A 15,622-nucleotide genomic window follows, 5' to 3' on the forward strand; every position below is an offset into this window, starting at 1 on the left:
ACGAGGAGATTACATATGATTCGATTCGGCATCATCGGCACGAACTTCATCACCGACACCTTTCTTGAGACAATCCAACAGATCACAGGCACAGAAGTGACGGCCGTCTATTCTAGGACAGCGGAGCGGGCAGAAACATATGCCGCTCAATTTGACATCCCCCATACGTTCACGTCGCTCGAAGCGATGGCCGCGAGTGACGTCATCGACGCGGTCTATATCGCGAGCCCGAACGCCCTCCACGCCGAGCAGAGCATGCTGTTCATGCGTCACAACAAGCATGTCCTCTGTGAGAAGCCGTTCGCCTCGAACGTCCGCGAGGTCGACGCGATGCTCGAGACGGCCCGCGCGCATGACGTCATCTTGCTCGAGGCGCTGCGCAACCTGTTCATGCCGAACTTCGACGTGTTGCGCCAAGAACTCCATCGCGTCGGTCCGGTCCGGCGCGTCATCTTGAACAAGTCGCAATATTCGTCACGGTACGATTTGTATAAGCGTGGGGACAACCCGAACACGTTCAATCCAGCCTTCTCGAACGGGTCCTTGATGGACCTCGGCGTGTATTGTCTCGGTCCCGCGCTCAAGCTGTTCGGTCGACCGAACACGGTATTGGCGAACGCCGTCAAACTCGAGTCGGGCGTCGACGGCAGCGGCTCGGCCATCCTATCGTATGACGCGATGGACATCGTCATGCTCCATTCGAAGATTCACGGTTCGAACTCGCCGTCTGAAATCATCGGGGAGACGGGGCGGATCTTGATTGACGACATCGCCACGTTCGACCGGCTGACGTTCGAAGGGCGTGACGGGACGACCGAGGAGCTCGTCAGCGAGCAGACAAACCCGATGGCGTTCGAGATTCAGGAATTCATTCGGTTGATCGAGACGGGGGAGCGGGAGACGTCGCATCATACATATGACGACATGCGCACGCTCGCCGACGTCATGACCGAGATGCGCCGACAAATCGACGTCCGTTACCCGGCAGACGCATAAAAACAAGCCTCGAGCGCGCTCGAGGCTTGTTTCATTCTTTGTTCAGGTATAAATGTCGGATGAACAATCCGAGCGCGATCGTCATGATCACGGCCGGAATCAGGCCGACAAGCAGTAAAGAGCCCATGCGTTCATTCCTTTCCGAGCGCTTCGAGACGCTGTCTCATGTCGGTGAAAGACTGTCCGTCTGAGAGGACGCTCAGCTCACCGGAGACGAGATTCCGTACTTCATCGTTCCAAGCAATACTGAGGCTTTCTTCGAGTCCGGCGAGTGCACGCGACGTCCGTTCGATTTCTCGGGCACCGATTGCTTCGAGCTGTTCCCGGACTGCGAGGCGCAGGCGCGCGCTCAAGTCGTCACGTAGCATCGCCCGGCCGTCCCCTTCGAAGAATTGGCTCGTGTTCTTGAACTGTTTCAACACCGGACGGAAGGCGGTTTGGTCAAACGACACCGTCTCGACCGTGTCACGCAGCCAGTCGATCGTCACGTCCTCGTCGAACGAGAACGTCGGCAACAGTGGACGCAACTTCGCTGTCTCTTGCGTGACGAGCCGGGCCGTCTCGGTCTTCAAGAACTTCTCGAGCCGATACTGGAACACTTGAAGCTCCTGATGGACGTCATAGGCATACTTGTCGAGCGTCCGGACGAGGGCACGTTCTAGACTCGCCTTCGAGCCGTCCACTTCGACCGGATGGAACGTCTCCTTGACGAAGTCCGACAGACGGAGGAGCGACCGTGTCTCGAGATGGGCGAGCAGTTCCTTCGCTTCTCGGGCGAACGGTGCTTCAAGGGACGTGATTGGAAGTAGTTTTCCGTCCTGTAATCGTTCGAGCCGGTCGCGACGTTTCGCTTTGACGCTCGCGTCGGCGTCCGCCTCCCGGACGACTTCTTCGAACGAGGCGAGGAGTGCGGTTGTCTCTTCCTTGATGCGAAGCGCGTTCGCTTGGCGCAGGTCGTGGTCGACGAACTGGCCGAGCCGTTCAGCGAAGCGGTCGAATCCTTCGTCTCGTCCGTTCATGGCGTTTCGGCTCGAGATCGGCAACACGGAAGGGTGTCTCACGCCGAGCTTCGTCAATTGCTGGGCCACATAGTCGGAGACGGCGTCCCGTTCCGTCTCGTCCGCCGCTAAGTCAGAGGCGTTGACGAGGAAGAACATCTGGTGGTCGCCCGTCCCTTGGACCCGCCCGAGCTGGATGACGAGCTCGCGGTCGGCTTCGGTGAAGGCGTGATTGTAATACGTCACGAACAAGACCGCATCGGCGTCACGCATATAACCGAATTGGACCTCGCTATGTCGGTTGAACTGCGAATCGGCGCCCGGCGTGTCGACGAAGATAATGCCGCGCTCGGCCCAAGGGGAGTCGACATATAGCTCAATCTCTTTGACGATGCAACTCTTCGTCTCTTCCGTGACGAACGAGGCGAACGTGTCGTAATCGACCGTCTCCGTCGTCCCGAGATGGTGAAGTGGGGCGTGTTTCACTGCGTTCACGAACGGATGGTCGAGTGCGAGTGAATCGAGTGTCGTCCCGTAACCGTCGAGTTCGGCCGCGAGCTCGTCACGTGACTTGAAGGTGATCGTGGCGCTCTTGTGCGCTCGTCCGTTCGGCGGGACGATTTTCGTGATTGAGGCGGTGAGCGGGTTCGGTGACGTCGGCAACACCGTCTCGCCGAGCAGGGCGTTCAACGTCGACGACTTACCGGACGAGAATGCACCGAAGATGGCGAGCGTGTACGTCTCGGCTTCGGCTCGTTCGAGTTTGCGTCGGAGCGACCTCACGCGAGACGTGAATAACGGATGACTTTCTAATATTTCACATACCGCATACTCATATGAAAAATCAGATAACAAAGCGGCCAAATTATCATCCAAGACTGTCGTCGGTGCCACTTCTTTCTGTTGCTGGGCAACTTGTTGTTTCGGTAAATGCTCGACATCGACATAGTGACGGACTTCGAGCGCTTCGATGCGTTCCGGCGTCAAGGCACGTTCCGTGTAGGCATGAAGTGCAGTCTGTCGTTCCAGCAGGTGACGTCTCGTACCGAGCGTGTCCAACATGTCGTAAAGTGAGTCTTGTTCGGTCGTGATTCGAGCGAGTCGATCCGCACCGTCTGTCTCAAGGTACGATTCGACCGACGCCACCCACGGGTCGGACGCTTTCGTCACCCAGGCGGCGACGGCGGACTCGATGTCCCGGCTGAACTGAAGGACCGTATCTCCGCTGAGCGAGGCACCACTTTTCACTTGGTCGGTGATGAGCGTTGCCGGTGCTTCCGGCAACGCGTCCGGTCGGGCAAGCATCGCTTCTGGCAACTTCAAGTCACGGATGATGTCTTCCGCGTATTTGATTAAGTGCGGGCGCAAGTTCGTGTCGAGCAGGCGATTGAACTCTTTGACGGCGATTTCCTCACGGCGTGTCCGTTCTTGCCGCGTCTTGTCTTTCGAGAAGAACAGGCCGATCTTGAACGTCGGGGCACAGCTTTCCAAATAGTCCCGCAACAGTTCACGGAACTCATAGTTCATGATTGGCGCGCTGGCGACGATCGGGGCCTGGTGGCGGAAGAACTCGCGGCGGAACGCGCTGAGCCAGACATGTTTTTTCTCGAGTCGCTGCAGGCGTGCCTGAATCTCGGTCGGGTGCTTCTCCACAGGCGGTAGCTGCTCGAGTGAACGGGCGTACGTCTGTTCCGAACGTGCGAGGAGCGTGTCCGTCAACTGCTCGGCACTCTCAACACGGTTGTCCCGTGCTGTGGCGATGACGTGTTCGACGTATGACCGTAGCCGTGTCACTTCGTTTTCCACATGGTCGAGTTCACGGAGCGAGATATAGAACACGTCATCCGGCTCGATATCGTGGTGTGCGAACGCTGCCGCGAGCGTCTGCTTGAACGACGAGAACGACAGCTCGCTCTCCTCATGCTTGTCGATTTGGTTGATGATGATTGAATACGGACGTCCCTCGGTGCTGAACTGTTTCATGAGCTGGATGTTCTGTTCCGATTGGACGTGGTTGTAGTCCATCATGAAAAACAAATGATCCGCGAGGAAGAGCGAGCGCTCCGTCGCCTGACGGTGGCGTTCGTCGGTCGAGTCAATGCCCGGTGTGTCCATCAAGACGACGTCGTCGCCGAACGGGAAACGGGGTAGGGCGTATTCGACTTCTTTGATTTCTTCAATCTTGCAAAAGTCACTCAGACGTTCGAGTTCATCTGTCCCGAGCTGAATCCAGTCCGTATCGTTGACCGCGACCGAGGCGCCGGTCGCCCCGCTTCGAAGTGTGACGATGTTGGCGCTCGTCGGAATCGGGCTCGTCGGTAAGACGCCGTCCCCGAGCCAGTTGTTGAGCAGTGTTGATTTTCCGGCAGAGAAGTGACCGCAGACGGCGATCCAAATCTCGTCACGGGTCACTTTGCGGAGTGCCGTCCGGGCGAGACGGGCCAGTTCGGTCTCGTCTTGCGTCTCAAACAGGTCGGTCAATTGCGCGAGGCGCATGTGTTGTTCGTTCAACTTCTTCATCCCCTCATCGTGACTCCGTCATGATTCCGACACGGTGCCCTATATAGTTGTTTTCTTCCCACGCCTTGACGACGAGATCGGCGACGTCATCGCGTGAAATCGGGCCAGAATGAAGCGTCCCGAGTTCGTCTGGTGTGATGACGATGTCCCCATCTGACGGCTCGTCAATCAATTGCGTCGGGCAGACGACCGTATAGTCGAGATCTGAGTCGCGGAGTAACTCATACGCATGGGCGTGGTCCTCGGCAGCCGTCGTCATCGTCCGTTTCGATTCGCGTGTCTTGAAACGATAGGCGTCCGTGTCGTGTGCCTGCAATATCCCGGCCGTCCCGACCGTGATGATACGGGTGACGCCAACTTCTCGCATCGCCTCAATCACGAGCGGGGTGAAGCGCGACAAGACATTTTGCTTGTCGGTGCCGAGCGCCGAGAAGACGACGTCCGCATGCTGCACCGTCTCCGTGACCGCGCTCAAATCGGTCGCATCTCCGACGATGACCGTGACCCCTTCACGTGATTCGATCGGTCGACGTGACAAGAGTCGCACCTCATGACCGGCTTCTACTAATTTCTCGAGCAACCGCATCCCCGTGCGGCCGCTCCCTCCAAATAAAGCAATGGTTGACAAGTAAACCCCTCCCCATCAAGATGAAAGAAAATATCCACCGCCATCATACCACGGAAGCGCTCTCGAAACAGCGCTTGACGGCTCCATTTGTTCGTATGTTTGAACCCGTGACAAGAAGGATACAAAAAAAACAAGACGTGTAAAAGGGAGGAAGACAGTTCGCTGTCGACACCGCATGAGATTTGGAGCTAGAACCATCAAAACCGGGATTTCGGTCGCCTTGGTGTTATTGATCGCCGAGGCGTTTCAGTTTCAACAAATCGTTGTACCGGCGCTCGCCGCCTCGCTCGCGTTACTTCCGTCCGTTTATCAGACGGGACTCCGGTTTTTAGAAGAGATGAAGGGGAACTTGATCGGGGCGCTACTTGCCGTCTTCTCGTTACTGTTGACGCCGAACCCGACCCCGATTGCCATCGGCGTCGTCATTATCATCGCCATCTCGATTCTTTTGTTCTTGAATCTCGAGTCGACGACACGGACCGTCATCTTGACGACGATCTTGATCATGGAAGGGGCGAGCCAATCGGACATGCCGATTTGGATGTTCGCTGGGGAACGATACTTACTCATCATGATGGGGATCACGGTCGCGCTTCTCGTCAACGCACTGTTGTTCCCGCCACGCTATGAACGGAAGCTCGAGGACGAGATCACGACGGTGTTCCAAATGGCCGTCCGCATTGCGCGTCTATTCTCCGAGACGGACGGGGGACGTTCCTCGTTCGAGTCACTCGAAGAGACGAAGAAGAAACATCGCGGCTCGAAGACGACATACGACTTCTTCGAAGAAGAGATTAAAGCGAATCGCTGGCTCGAGAAGAAGACGCCGATCTATCGCCGAGCCGTCTTGAAGTCGAAGATGATCGACACGAACAGTGCCGCCATCCACGTACTTGACAAACTGCATGACGATTTTCTAACGCTCGAACACTTACCACCTCAGCTCGAGGAAGAACTGTTACGACATGTACGCCATTTGCTCAGACGACATGAGCGCCTATTCTCAGCGTATGAACTCGAGAACGAGCATATTATCGATCGGGAAGAGGACCTCATCCATGAGAACTTCGACTTCGCCAAGCTGATGATCGAGAAGATGCGAGACGAAGAGGAAGACTTGATTTTGACCGTCGTCCCGCTCGTCGCGACGATGACGGACTGGGTCAAGGCGATGAACGAGCTTGAACGATACCTCATCACCGAGATGAAGAAACATGGCGACAACTTGAAAGTGGAACCGCGCAAGAAGTGGTTCTTTGAAGACTAAAAAATTGCATCAACTACCTGACTTTTCAATAGTCTAGGTAGTTGATGCAATTTTTATGAGCTGAGCTTGCTTGTTTTTTATTTTCGTCACGTAAGGCGAGAAACGGGTTGAACCCATATAGTGATCTTGCTCCGATAGACTAGAGAGTAGGGCGAGGATGTTTTTTAGCTGCTTCGCCCCTTCTTGGATGCTCAAGTGATTGACATGTCCCTTTTGATCTAATCGGTTCACAAATAGCTCGACCTTCCCGCCGCTTTCAATCAATTCCCGACTGACCAATGCCGTATCCTCTATCAATTCTTCGAACTGATGATGAAGGCCGATCCCGTTCGAAGCTGACAAATCGAGGTACACCGTGAACATGTCTTGATTGACCGGCTGGTACAGTTTCGTTTGCAAGGTGGATTTCTTCGCCGTCGCATACCAGTCGATTTGTCTGGACGGTTCATCCTCATAGGGCTTCGAGGAGATTTGTAATAACCGGTCTTTAATTGGAGAATATTTAGAGACGCGCTCACCAAGCTTCAGGTGTGACCGGATACGTTGCGCATGAGTACTTGAAATCGATGGATAGACCGTCCAACGTAAAGGAGGGGAAAAATAGAGTGTCAACGTCCCTAACGATAGAGGCAAGCTAATCGTGATGGATATTTCAGCTATTTCGATGGGCCCCCTTCGATTGCCTGTAAGTTCGAAGACGAAATCAGACGACAGCTCGTCCAATTCAATGATAGATTCCGTATGCCCCTCTAAGTTCACGGTGTAATGTTTATCCTTTGGCGTACGTATATACGTTTTCGTGCTCATTTCGTTTAACAGGTGCACGTTCGTCAGGTCAAGGGTGAACTTACACCTGTCGTCTTTGAACAGAATCGAGTCGAACTGTCTCCACGTGACGTCCATTTGTGAAGTCAGTCGTTTCGTGTAACGCTCGATATAAACACTTGCCGCCAAAAAAATAGCGAGAACGAATGAAAGGATCGAGAGGTACGGCACGAACAACAAGATAATCATCACTGAAAACAAGACGATTTGGATGCGTTTCTCAAGCAAGAAAAATACATTGGTCGTGATGTTCATCAGAGTCACATGCCCATCTCGACCGGGACCGGGACGGTCGCCAAGATTTCTTCCATGACCATGGCCTTCGAAGACTTAATCTCGCCTTCGAGCGTCAGTGTCAATCGATGTGCGAAAACATATGGGGCCAAGAACTTGATGTCCTCTGGTGTGACATAATCACGACTTTGGATATAGGCATAGCTTTGAGCGGCTTTCGAGAGCGCGATCGTCGCACGAGGACTGATCCCCGTTTGAACGTTCCGATGACTTCGTGACGCGGTTGCAATCGAGACGATATAACGTAAGATGTCTTTCGAGACGTGGATTTTCATGGCATCGGCTCGATATTGAAGAAGTTGCTCGAAATCGACATTTGCCAATACCGCCTTCCGGGTCTCGGTGACGGATTCCTCCAGCAATTGAAGTTCGAATTCTTCGGTCGGATACCCTGTATGTAGACACATCATGAACCGGTCAAGCTGCGCATCAGGCAAAGAGAAGGTGCCAGACGATTCAATCGGATTCTGTGTCGCGATGACGAAGAATGGGGTAGGAAGGTGATATGTCTTGCCCCCGACCGTCACCTGTCGTTCCTCCATCGCTTCGAGCAATGCGGACTGGGTACGTGGGACGGCCCGGTTGATTTCATCGATGAGCACGATGTTAGCGAAGATCGGACCTTGCTTGTTTTCAAACTCTTGCGTCTTCAGATTGAAAAAATCTGAACCGACAATATCTGACGGTAATAAGTCGGCTGTAAACTGAATTCTTGAAAAATCGCCGTGGAAACTCGTCGCCAATGTCTTGGCCAACATCGTCTTTCCAGTGCCCGGTACATCTTCTAAGAGCACATGTCCGTTCGCTAAAAGGGACGTCACACACAACTCTACCACTGTCGGGTTGCCCAAATAGACTTGGTTGATTTCATCAATCATCGTACGAATGTTCATCAAGATTTCTCTCCTTTATAGTGTTGTATGTACTGTCTGACAGATACTTTGAAATCATGAAGTGAGCGCTCGTCGATCACGTCCAGTTCTCCATATCGCACATCGGCATAAGGTTTCACAGATTGTTCGAATCGAATGCGTGCAAACCATTCTGAGACGGTCTCGTGAGGTTTTCGTTTTTGAGTGTCGCTCAAGGTGTCATTTAGCTCCACGAGTAGTTTCCCAAGCTCAGTATCAGAGGCATAGTGAACGGTTGGTGTTGTATTAGTCACTGTGCTCGTATTGGCTCGAACTGAGAATGGTCTCTCGTCAGCCGAGGACGATGTCGTTTTGCGTCGCCGTTTGTCCCACCAATCCCGTACACGCTTGTAGTACTTGAGAAATAGAATGAGCAAAAGACCTACAGCCACCCATTTCAGGACGTCTGAAGTAGAACTTTGATTCTCACCGGTAATTATTTTCTTAAAACTTTCTTTCAACAAAAGGTTATGCCATTTCGGTATATCGTTAGTGTCCTCTAGATTGTCTACTTTATCAAAGGTTGCTGGCTCACCGTCGATATACCTTGGCTCCCCAGACATGTCTTGTTGGGTAGGGCGATCTACAATCATTCCATATAGGAAAGTACCCCCGATTTTAAATAAAGCGACGATGACTAAGGTCGAAATGATGAAATAATACATTTTTCTTTTCTGCATAAGCCCTCCTTCATAGACAAGTCTTTATCACAACCTAATCTTCTTAATGAAATTCAATTTATACTTATATATTCCTTGATATTAAAAAAATGTCAATATTTTAAAAATGATACCTTGAAAAAGTAAATCATTACATTGTCTAATTCATCGTATAATCTAAATATATTAAATAAATTTGGAGAGTGACAAATGAAGGTTCATTTACTACACACTACAAAATTTTGGAACATCCGTGTCGGCATGGACGAGTTCGTCGTCCAATACGGAAAATGTGGTACGGTCGGGAAAGCCCAGCTGAAATCGTTCGATACGGCAGAAGCATGTAAGAAAGAAGCGGACAAGCTCGTCCGTCAAAAACTGAAAAAAGGGTACGTCGAGGTCGAGTACGATTGGGACACCCATCTTTACGTCGACGACGCGGAAGTCGGGCCAGACCGACTCACGGCACATCCTCGGTTCAATGCTCACTTTCAGGACGACTTCTATTTGGACTGCACGGACGAATTCGCGCCGTTTGGAAGCGATGAAGGTGCCGACGTGCTTGTGATGTTCGAGGACGCGATTCGAAAAGAGCGGGACATCGACTTCCTTGTCGGTGCGTATGAGATCGTGTCGGACTGGATGGAGCGGGACGTGTCAACCCCGGACGACTGGGCGACGTTCAAATACGGTTTCGAATGCGACGTGGTCGTCATGTCGAGCGCGTTCGCGTCGATTAAACTGACGGGTCATCTAGAGACTGCGCTACAAGAAGAAGGTATTGCCGCACTCGACCGTCTAACTCACCAAGTCGAGCTAGAAGACAGACCGCGGTTTGAGTCGATGAAAGTGCGGTTGAACAGTTTTCCGACTTCAAGTTGAAACTTCTTTCAAAAAAACGGCGTATACTAAAGAGAGAGACGGACGAACGTCCGAACGGATAGGGGGAAACACCAATGTCAGAGATTGAAACAGCATCACCCATCAGCGGTACATTGCCGGTCGAGGCGAGAACCGTGTTCCGCTTATCGAGTGCCATCTTCTATGTGATCGGTTTGATCATCACGGGTGCGCTCGTATTCGCGGCCGTCTGGTTCGACTGGCCAGGTTGGCTCCAAGCCACAGCTTACGGGTTACTGGCGATCGCGGTCATCTATAGCCTAGTCGACATCATCGTCTTCCAGAAATGGAAACAGGAGCGCTTCACGTATCTCGTCCAACCGCTCGAGATTCGACTTCATCACGGCATCATCACGACACATGACGTCTTAATCCCGATGACAAAAGTGCAATACGTGCATGCGAAACAAGGACCGCTTCTTCGAAAGTTCGGCCTTCAGACGATCACGATCGGTACGGCTGCCGGATCGCATGAGATTTATGCGATCGAAGAATCGTTCGCGAAGACGCTCCGCGAACAGATCGCCGTCTACGCCCGCATCGAAGAGGAGGATGTCGTATGACCGAAGCGTCGCTCACGTGGAATCGGCTTCCGACACGGGTGCTCGTCCTACGCATCGTCGACATGTTAAAGTCGTTCGCCATCCCGATCGTCATCTTGTTCGTCTTAAACAACGACTGGGAGACGACGTTTGGAATCATCCTTCGCGTCGCCGTGCTCCTGTTCATCGGGTTCGACTTGCTGCAAAAGTTTTTCGGTTGGCGCAACTTCCGGTACGCCTTGGACGAGAAGACGATGTACGTCATCGAGGGGAACTGGATGAAGCAAGAGAAGTCGCTGCCGCTCTATAAGATTCAGAGCGTCCATTCGAACAGCCCGTTCTTTTACCGGTTGCTCGGTGTCGTCGAATTGACATTCGATACGAATGCGAACAGTGATGACGCCTCGTTCAAACTCGCAGGCGTCTTCCCGGGTGAGGCGAAACGGCTCGAGGACGTGCTCGACCAATCCAGACGTCGACGGCTCGAGGCCTCGACCGAGCCGAGCGAATCAGAAGACGGAGTCACGGAGAAAACCTCGACGATTGAGAAACCGCCGGGCGTTCGGCTATATACGCTATCGACCCGCGAGATTTTGATTGCCTCGCTCACGTCGCTGTCCGTGTTCGCCATCTTCCCGGTTGCCTCGACGATCATCACGTACATCGACGACTTCATCAACCTCGACGGCACGTTCGACCAAATCGGGGACTGGGTCATCAGTGCCTCGGTGATCGCCATCGGTGTGCTCATCCTCTCCATCTTGCTCTTGTCGGTCGTCATCGGGACGGTGATCAACTTCCTGAAGTATGGGAACTTCGTCCTCGAACGAAGGGGCGACCGCATCCGGGTCGAGAAAGGCTTACTGAACCGGTCGGCCAAAGAGATCCCGTACGAGAAGATTCAAGCGATTCGGATCAAAGAGACGTTCATCCGGCGCTGGTTCAACATCATCGGTGTCGAACTCGTCGCGGCCGGGACAATGGACGAATTGAAAGACGAGTCGTCGACGATTCTCCCGTTCGTCAAACGGGATAAGGCGATGGCGGTGCTGAACGAACACTTCAGCCAGTTCGCCTGGGCCGACACGCTCCATCGCTTGCCGAAACGCTCGCTTGTGATCAAGCTGATGCGCATCAGCTGGTTCGGTGTGATCGTCACCGGCATCGTCATTTATTTCTTCCGCGAATACGCGTGGTGGCTCCTCTTGTTGTGGGCACTCATCGTCGGTGGGCGTGTGCTCAGCTATTACACGAACCGCTATGCGCGGAACGGAACGTTCATCCAACTACGGACGGGGGCGTTCAACGTGCGCTCGTTCGTGACGGACAAACCGCGCATCGAACAGATTCACGTGACGCAGTCTTGGTTGCAACGACGCTTCGGGCTTTGTAACGTCGTCTTGTCGACGCGCGGTGGTCTGTTGTCCATCGAGTCGATTGAGGACATCCCGAAACGAGAAGCGGACGCCATGCTTGACTGGTTCTCGCGCTACAACGTAGAAAACATGAAAACACCGGGCTGAAGATGGCCCGGTGTGTCCCATTTGTGCGATTCGATTCACAATTTTCGCGTTTCCGTTACTGAAAACCGGGAACAGATATGGTATGATGCAAGTAGAAAGAGACCGGTGCTCGATACACCGGCCTCTGGCGTACAGGCTACCACTTCAAGAGTGGCCCAGCCGCCACAATGGTTAGTGAATCAGAAAGTGACCCATCTCATTGCGCCGAGGGGGTCATTTTTTTGTGCGTTCAGACGTTGCACGATCGGATGATTGGTGGATTACCAAGTGAACGATAATCGGAGCGAGGATCGGGAGGATTACGTAATCGCCGATCCAGGTCCAAAGCTGTTCCATCCGCACCACCGCCTTCCTCCATTGTGGACTTGGCGGCTGACCCCACTATTGCTGCGTTAACCTGCTCCTTCATTATAGCAGATTCTCTTCAAAAAAGATGCTAAAAACAAGAACGTTTGTTCTTGTTTTAGGAAATGAAGCTTTAGGCGGAGCAGGTCTCACGATTGGGTCGAAAGATGGAATTGAGTCAACATTCGCTTGCATGTCAGAAGTCAGACAGGATATAATCAACCTCGTGTGTATAACCACATGGGTGGGTGAGGGTGCCAATAAAGGATTGATTCCTATGGCAAAACAAACAGAATGGAAAACAGAAACATACGGGGGCGTGCTGAATTTTCTGGCGACAGCATACATCCCGGCCGTGCACGCGGCAATCTTGACACAAGCCGGACTCCCGTTCGAGGGAGCGCTCGTCGGAGCGATTTTGACAAGCATCATCGGAACGTTCATCGCAGGGCTCTTCAACTTGCCACTGCTCCTGTTACCGGGGATGGGCATTAACGCGTTGTTCACGTACACGCTCGTCCTGCAGATGGGTCTAAGCTGGCAAGGTGCGCTCGCCGTCTCGTTCGTCTCGGGGGCGCTCGTCGTCTTGCTGACAGTGACCAAGGTGGCGAGGAAGCTGGCGAACGCGTTCCCGCCGATCATTCATGACGGATTGACGGTCGGTCTCGGCCTCTTCCTCATTTTGATCGGGCTCGAGGCGGCGGGGATCGTCTCGGGCGGTGGCGGGGCGTTGCTTCACATCGGAGATCTCGGGGAACGGCCGGTGCAGGTCGCGTTCCTGACGCTTTTCGTCGCCATCCTTCTCTTCTTGAAGATGGGACCGAGCAGTTTCCTTTGGACCATCGCGTTCGGTGTCGGCTTGAGCGCCGTCATGGGCACGCTCGACTGGACCGGTGAGTTCGCGCTCACCCCGTTCTTCGAGTCGTTCGGCACCGTATTCGGGAGCGTCTCGTTCACCGAATCGATGTCGCCGCTCTTCCTCGTCGCCGTCGGCGTGTTGACGCTCGTCTTGCTGATTGAAAACATCAGCTTGATCCAGAATCAGACACGGGCGATCGGCAAAGATGCGGACGCACCGAAAGGGCTCGTCGCGCAAGGACTATCGACGATGGCCGGTGCCCTATTCGGCTCGAGCCCGACCGTCTCGACGGTCGAGGTCGCAGCCGGCATCTCGGTCGGGGCACGGGGCGGAATCGCCTCGTTCGTGACGTCAGGCCTTTATGTCGTCTCGCTCTTGTTGTTGCCGCTGTTCGCGATCATTCCGGTGACGGCGATCGCGCCGGTGTTGATCATCATCGGCATGATGATGTTCCAGAACGTGAAGCATCTCCCGCTCGACAATTGGGAGCATGCTTTCCCGGCGATTCTCGTCATCATCATGATCCCGTTCACGTATTCCATCGTCGACGGTATCGGGCTCGGCTTCATCGCCTATACGATGATCATCTTGTTCAAGAAGGGCTATCGGGCGCTCAGTCCGGTCGTCGGTGTCTTGACCGTCTTGTTCCTCGTTTTCTTTTCTTTACCAGTCTGGCTGTAAGATAGGGCGGTACCGTGAATACGGTGCCGTTTTTTTGTATGGATAAAAAGGAGTCTCATGACTTACACGGGAAGTAGTATGCATGAAACACGTGTGAGGAGAGGATTTGATTTGACGACATCTAAATTGTCTCAAAAGTTTGCGACGTTTGCTGAGAGAGAATGCCGGGACTCGAGCCCGCTCTATGAATCGTTATCGCTTCACATCTCGCAAGACGACGAACTGCTTGAAATCGGTAACGTGGCGAGGGAAGACCAACCGGTACCGAACTTATTGTTCGGTGCGGTCCATTACTTGCTGATGCAAGGGAACGACCACCCGCTAAAAGACTACTACCCGAGTATAGTGCGCGACGCTAATCCCGTAACCGAATCGTTCGAGTCGTTCAAATCGTTTTGTCTCACGTATCGAAATGAAATCGAGTCTATATTAAGTTCGAAACGCGTTCAGACGAACGAAGTCCGAAGGTGTGCATACTTATATCCCGCTTTTGGCTACATTCATCAAAAAACGAGAAAACCATTGGCATTGATTGAGATCGGGACAAGTGCCGGCTTACAACTATTGTGGGACCAGTACGCGTATTCATATGAGACAGAGGAAGTGTTCGGAGAGGTGCAGTCACGGCTACATATCCGTTCAGAATTCGTCGGGGAGCTTACACCGCCGCTCTCGTCCGCACCCGCTCCGGTCGTAGCACGTATCGGACTTGATTTGAACATCGTCGATTTAAATAATGAAGCAGAGCGGTTATGGCTCAAGTCGTTGATTTGGCCAGAGCATGAGGAACGTTTACAGATGTTCGAACGCGCGTCGAGTTATATCGGCGAGCAGCCGATCGACTTCATCGAAGGCGACGGGATCAGTCGATTGAGCGGCCTTGTCGGGAGTATTCCAGAAGGAAGCACCTTATGCATCTTCCACACGCACGTAGCCAATCAGATGACGATCGACATGAAAAAACACTTATTGAACGTGGTCGAAGAAATTGGCCAGACGAGAGACGTTTTCCATCTCTACAACAATATCCAAGACAAAGACTTGCATCTGGACGAATACGTGAACGGTGTCAAACGAGAGCAGACGATTGCGGAGACGGACGGGCACGGCAGATGGTTCAGATGGTTGTTAAAAGATGAGGCTGTATTGACATGAATACGATTATCGAGCGATTCGTTTCCATTCAAGAAGTCATGGATGCTCTTTGTTTACAAGTCACCAACTATAATTGGTTGGTGACGGACCTCGATGCCGTAATCTCAAATGACTCGTTAAAGTATTTCGAAGAGATTCAAGAACTTGAGGAGGGAACGGCCTACTGGATAAAAGGTGAACGTCTACTCGAACTTGTCCAGCACACAAGCCTATACGTCATTTGGGGAGTATTCACGGCGTTTGAACGAAAGACGTCCATCACGTTAAACGATTTAATCGTCCATCCGTTCGCAGACGGGAATAGCGATCTATGGATCGAGTCACCCCGTATTCAGCATCCGGATGCTATGTGTGAATTGATCTTTTGGGACTCAACATTTGTTTTAATGCTCAGCCAAGTTGAGGACGTAAGCGAGCGATTCCGTCAAACTTTCCCCGGTTGGCGAAGTTTAGAGGAATATAATCGTACGGAAGGGTTATTTGAATCGGAATAGATGAGATTGAATATGAGCGGATTCT

General features: G+C 52.8%; 13 protein-coding genes. 8 read left to right on the forward strand and 5 right to left on the reverse strand.

Annotated elements, in window-relative coordinates:
* Positions 1-15: 15 nt before the first annotated feature.
* Positions 16-996, forward strand: coding sequence for a Gfo/Idh/MocA family protein (locus RT52_RS04845; protein ID WP_034815419.1), 981 nt, complete (start codon positions 16-18; stop codon positions 994-996).
* 131 nt (positions 997-1,127) lie between these two features.
* On the opposite strand, the gene RT52_RS04855 is transcribed toward RT52_RS04845, so the two are convergent.
* Positions 1,128-4,505 (reverse strand): dynamin family protein, encoded by a 3,378-nt coding sequence (locus RT52_RS04855; protein ID WP_476729612.1) that lies wholly within the window; start codon positions 4,503-4,505, stop codon positions 1,128-1,130.
* A gap of 13 nt (positions 4,506-4,518) precedes the next feature.
* Positions 4,519-5,142, reverse strand: a complete 624-nt coding sequence (locus tag RT52_RS04860) for an NAD(P)-dependent oxidoreductase (RefSeq protein WP_034815424.1) — start codon at positions 5,140-5,142, stop codon at positions 4,519-4,521.
* Positions 5,143-5,365: 223 nt separating this feature from the next.
* Between RT52_RS04860 and RT52_RS04865 the strand changes: the two genes are divergently transcribed.
* Positions 5,366-6,409 (forward strand): FUSC family protein, encoded by a 1,044-nt coding sequence (locus tag RT52_RS04865; protein ID WP_231557606.1) that lies wholly within the window; start codon positions 5,366-5,368, stop codon positions 6,407-6,409.
* 33 nt (positions 6,410-6,442) lie between these two features.
* On the opposite strand, the gene RT52_RS04870 is transcribed toward RT52_RS04865, so the two are convergent.
* Genes RT52_RS04870 through RT52_RS04880 form a run of 3 tightly spaced genes read right to left on the reverse strand, consistent with a single transcriptional unit; the run spans position 6,443 to position 9,119 of the window.
* Positions 6,443-7,489 carry a DUF58 domain-containing protein gene (locus tag RT52_RS04870; protein ID WP_156028773.1) on the reverse strand — a complete coding sequence of 349 codons (1,047 nt, stop codon included), beginning with the start codon at positions 7,487-7,489 and terminating at the stop codon, positions 6,443-6,445.
* 5 nt (positions 7,490-7,494) lie between these two features.
* Positions 7,495-8,421, reverse strand: coding sequence for an AAA family ATPase (locus RT52_RS04875; protein ID WP_034815428.1), 927 nt, complete (start codon positions 8,419-8,421; stop codon positions 7,495-7,497).
* Positions 8,421-9,119: a hypothetical protein gene (locus RT52_RS04880; RefSeq protein ID WP_034815430.1), complete on the reverse strand. Its 699-nt coding sequence runs from the start codon at positions 9,117-9,119 to the stop codon at positions 8,421-8,423. The genes RT52_RS04875 and RT52_RS04880 overlap by 1 nt, the downstream gene beginning before the upstream one ends.
* 189 nt (positions 9,120-9,308) lie before the next feature.
* Between RT52_RS04880 and RT52_RS04885 the strand changes: the two genes are divergently transcribed.
* The 6 genes from RT52_RS04885 (at position 9,309) to RT52_RS04910 (ending at position 15,597) form a co-directional block, all read left to right on the forward strand.
* The gene (locus RT52_RS04885) at positions 9,309-9,980 is read left to right on the forward strand and encodes a WGR domain-containing protein (RefSeq protein ID WP_051690269.1); all 672 of its coding nucleotides are present in this window, start codon (positions 9,309-9,311) and stop codon (positions 9,978-9,980) included.
* A 74-nt stretch (positions 9,981-10,054) separates the two neighbouring features.
* Positions 10,055-10,561 carry a PH domain-containing protein gene (locus tag RT52_RS04890; protein ID WP_034815432.1) on the forward strand — a complete coding sequence of 169 codons (507 nt, stop codon included), beginning with the start codon at positions 10,055-10,057 and terminating at the stop codon, positions 10,559-10,561.
* Entirely contained in the window at positions 10,558-12,063 is a 1,506-nt protein-coding gene (locus RT52_RS04895; RefSeq protein ID WP_034815434.1) for a PH domain-containing protein, read from the forward strand. Before RT52_RS04890 ends, RT52_RS04895 begins: the two co-directional genes overlap by 4 nt.
* Before the next feature lie 622 nt (positions 12,064-12,685).
* The gene (locus tag RT52_RS04900; RefSeq protein ID WP_034815436.1) at positions 12,686-13,948 is read left to right on the forward strand and encodes an NCS2 family permease; all 1,263 of its coding nucleotides are present in this window, start codon (positions 12,686-12,688) and stop codon (positions 13,946-13,948) included.
* Positions 13,949-14,059: 111 nt separating this feature from the next.
* The gene (locus RT52_RS04905) at positions 14,060-15,103 is read left to right on the forward strand and encodes a DUF2332 domain-containing protein (RefSeq protein WP_034815437.1); all 1,044 of its coding nucleotides are present in this window, start codon (positions 14,060-14,062) and stop codon (positions 15,101-15,103) included.
* A complete protein-coding gene (locus tag RT52_RS04910; protein ID WP_034815439.1) occupies positions 15,100-15,597 on the forward strand; it encodes a hypothetical protein in 498 nt (165 codons plus the stop codon). Before RT52_RS04905 ends, RT52_RS04910 begins: the two co-directional genes overlap by 4 nt.
* The last annotated feature ends 25 nt before the right edge of the window (positions 15,598-15,622 follow it).

The organism is Exiguobacterium alkaliphilum 12/1 (genome assembly GCF_000714435.1).
Lineage (GTDB): Bacteria > Bacillota > Bacilli > Exiguobacteriales > Exiguobacteriaceae > Exiguobacterium > Exiguobacterium alkaliphilum.

Excerpts from the sequence above, each read along its gene's own strand:
- RT52_RS04845 (WP_034815419.1), top strand. The coding sequence starts at position 16 with ATGATTCGATTCGGCATCATCGGCACGAACTTCATCACCGACACCTTT.
- RT52_RS04870 (WP_156028773.1), bottom strand. The coding sequence starts at position 7,489 with ATGAACATCACGACCAATGTATTTTTCTTGCTTGAGAAACGCATCCAA.
- RT52_RS04875 (WP_034815428.1), bottom strand. The coding sequence starts at position 8,421 with ATGAACATTCGTACGATGATTGATGAAATCAACCAAGTCTATTTGGGC.
- RT52_RS04880 (WP_034815430.1), bottom strand. The coding sequence starts at position 9,119 with ATGCAGAAAAGAAAAATGTATTATTTCATCATTTCGACCTTAGTCATC.
- RT52_RS04885 (WP_051690269.1), top strand. The coding sequence starts at position 9,309 with ATGAAGGTTCATTTACTACACACTACAAAATTTTGGAACATCCGTGTC.
- RT52_RS04890 (WP_034815432.1), top strand. The coding sequence starts at position 10,055 with ATGTCAGAGATTGAAACAGCATCACCCATCAGCGGTACATTGCCGGTC.
- RT52_RS04895 (WP_034815434.1), top strand. The coding sequence starts at position 10,558 with ATGACCGAAGCGTCGCTCACGTGGAATCGGCTTCCGACACGGGTGCTC.
- RT52_RS04900 (WP_034815436.1), top strand. The coding sequence starts at position 12,686 with ATGGCAAAACAAACAGAATGGAAAACAGAAACATACGGGGGCGTGCTG.
- RT52_RS04910 (WP_034815439.1), top strand. The coding sequence starts at position 15,100 with ATGAATACGATTATCGAGCGATTCGTTTCCATTCAAGAAGTCATGGAT.